Below are 3,100 nucleotides of genomic sequence, written 5' to 3'. Positions count from 1 at the left end.
AAGGCACCACATAGGTGTCGTTCACCCCGTCGCCGTTGGGCGAGAACATGTCGGGGAACACGTCATTGCCCAGGCTCAGCTCCGCCGCCCTTGAGAGTGCCGGGCTGCCGCAGCCGCTCACCGAGGCCCGGTAGCGGTGCCCGTCCAGCCCCTGGCCCACGCCCCTGACCTCGAGCCTCTCCGTTTGCGCCCCGGCATAGGTGCCGTCGTCCGCCACGTCCCGCCAGCCGCTGCCGTCGTGCACCTGCCACTGGTAGGTGTAGTTCCCTTCGGCCTCCTCCGGTACCACCGTGAAGGCCACGTCCGACCCGTGCTGGGCCGATACGTCCGATGGGTCCTCATAGATCCGGGCCACCGGGCTCACCCGCAGCCCGGCGCTGTCCGAGACCACCTCGCCACAGCCCTCCGTCGAGACCCGTACACGGTAAAGGTCCCCGTCGCCGTCCACGCTCGCGAACACCGACAGCGAGGGCAGTTCCCCCACCGTCTCCCAAGTCGCACCACCATCCCCGCTCGACTCCCAACGGTACCGAAGGCCTTCCGCACCGTTGGCCGACACTTCCGCACGGAACAGTGCCACACCGCCCTCACAGGCCACTGCGTCCCCCGGGCCGGCCGTGATCGCTATGGGGCCCTCTACGCTCAGGGACGCCACCGAGCGCACCGGGTCGCCACAGCCCGCCGACAGTACCGATACCCGGTACAGCCGGCCGTCGTCCGTTGCCGATATGTCCGTTTTGGTATAACTGCTTGTTGTTTCGTTTGCTATGGCCATCCAGGTCGCTCCGCCGTCCACACTCTCTTCCCAGCTGTACACAGCGCTGCCGCTGCCCGCGTCCGCCACCACCGAAAAGGTCGCTGCACCGCCCACGCAGGCGCGCCGATCCTCCAAGGGCGAGTCCAGGGCCACCGGGGCACTGATCCGGAGCTCCGCCTCCTGCGAGACCACCTCGCCGCAGCCCCCCGTCGACACCCGTACACGGTACAGGTAACCGTCCAAAGAGGACGACAGCGGGCTCTTTACATAGTCCCGGCCCTGGCCCACCACCTGCCAGGTAGAGCCCCCGTCAACGCTCTGTTCCCAGGCGTAGGACAGCTCGCCGCCGGCCGACGCCGTCACACTGAACAGCGCCGCCCCGTTCGCGCACGCCAGCACGTCCGCCGGGTGTTCCGTCACCGTGATCGGGTCCTCCACCGTCAACTGCGCCACCGACCATACCGGGCCCGCACAGTCCCCCGTGCTCACCCCGGCCCGGTAGCGCGTCCCGTCATCGGACGCCGTTACGTTCGTTATTGTATAGGTATCGGTGGTCTCATTGGCTATTGTTGTCCAAGTGGTGCCGCCGTCAGTGCTCGACTCCCATTGGTAGGTGGGCGTGCCCACGCCGGCTTCCGCTTCCACACTAAAGGACGCCGTACCCCCGGAGCATACCTGTTGGCTCTCCAACGGCAAGGTCACCCGGACAGGGCCCTCCACACGCAGCGATGCCACTTCGGAGACCACCTCACCGCAACTGCCCGAGCTTATACGCACCCGGTAAAGGTTCCCGTTATGGAACTCGCTAAGCGGGCTCTTCAGGTACGTACTGCCCGTGCCCACCACGTGCCAGCCCGTACCGCCATCGATGCTCTCTTCCCACTGGTAGGACGGCGTGCCCCCGGACAGGGCCACCGATACCCCGAACTCCGCCGTACCGTTCACACAGGCCGACACGTCCGCCGGTTGATCGGTGACCTGCACCGAGCCCTCCACCAGCAGGGATGCCTGCGAGCGCACAGGATCCGTGCACAGCGCCGAGCTTACCGCCACCCGGTAAAGGGTGCCGCCGTCCGCCGCCGTCACGTTCGTCCTTGTATAACTGTCGGTGGTCTCGTTGGCTATCGTTGTCCAGCTCTGGCCGCCGTCCGTGCTCTCTTCCCACTCATAGGCCGGCGTGCCGATCCCGGCGGCCGCAACCACCCTAAAGGTCACGTCCCCGCCCTCGCACACCAACGCATCCTCCAAGGGCTCCGCGATCACCACGGGGCCTTCCACCTCCAGTTCGGCCTCGTCCGAGACCACTTCGCCGCACTGGTCCGACGAGAGCCGGACCCGGTAAAGGTAACCGTCGTGCTGGTCGCTCAAAGGGCTCTTTACATAGCGGCTGCCCGTGCCCACTACGTGCCAGCTCGCTCCACCGTCCACGCTCTCTTCCCAGGCGTAGTCCAGGCCGCCGCCGCCATAGGAAGCCCCCACTTCAAAGGAGGCCACCCCGTTCACGCAGTTGATCACCCTGTCCTGCGGCTGGTCCAGGATCCCGATGGGGCCTTCCACCCACAACTGGGCCACCGAACGTACCGGTTCCGTGCACGCCCCCGTGCGCACCCCGACACGGTAACGCGTCCCGTCGTCACCGGACGTTACGTTTGTTTTTGTATAACTGTCCGTGGTCTCGCCCGCTATGGTGGTCCAAGTGGTGCCGCCGTCCGTGCTCTCTTCCCACTGGTACGCCAGCGTCCCCGAGCCCGCATCGGCGCCCACCGTAAAGGTCACGTCCGAGCCCACGCACGCCCGTTGGGCCTCCAGCGGGGCCGTGACCTGGACAGGGCCCTCCACCGTCAGCGTGGCCTCACGGCTGAGCACCTCCCCGCAGGTCGAGGAACTGATCCGTGCACGGTAAAGGTAGCCGTCGTGCACCGCGCTCAAAGGGCTCTTGAAGTAACTGCCCCCCGTGCCCACCACGTGCCAGCTCACGCCTCCGTCCGTGCTCTCCTCCCAGGTGTAGCCCACCGTGCTGCCCAACGCCTCGGCCGCCACCGTGAACTCCCCCGTGCCGTTCGCACAGCCCGTTACGTCCCCCGGCTGTTCCAATATAGCGATCGTGCCCGATACCCGGAGCGTCGCTATCGAACGCACGGGAGCCGTGCAGGCCGGCGTGCGCACCCCGACACGGTAGCGCGTACCGTCGTCACCGGACGTTACGTTTGCCTTTGTATAACTGTTGGTTGTTTCATTGGCTATCACGGTCCAGGTCGCCCCGTCGTCCGTGCTCTCTTCCCACTCGTATACGGGCGTGCCCGTCCCCGTGTCCGCCTGTACCGTAAAGGTCAGGTCCTCGCC

At 66.6% G+C, this 3,100-nt stretch carries 1 protein-coding gene and 1 pseudogene; both read right to left on the bottom strand.

Going from position 1 to position 3,100, the window contains the following annotated elements; translation table 11 throughout:
* A partial coding sequence (locus OOZ15_RS19715) for a DUF8696 domain-containing protein (protein WP_265958155.1) occupies positions 1–2,851 on the bottom strand: 2,851 nt, incomplete at its 3' end.
* Positions 2,852–2,878: 27 nt separating this feature from the next.
* Positions 2,879–3,091: pseudogene (locus OOZ15_RS20545) on the bottom strand (DUF8696 domain-containing protein); the annotation flags it as partial.
* Between the last annotated feature and the right edge of the window lie 9 nt (positions 3,092–3,100).

Source organism: Galbibacter kalidii (assembly GCF_026241135.1).
Classification (GTDB): Bacteria; Bacteroidota; Bacteroidia; order Flavobacteriales; family Flavobacteriaceae; genus Galbibacter.
The sequence above is the reverse complement of the archived record's forward strand: the minus strand, read 5'-3'. Positions and strand labels throughout refer to the sequence as shown.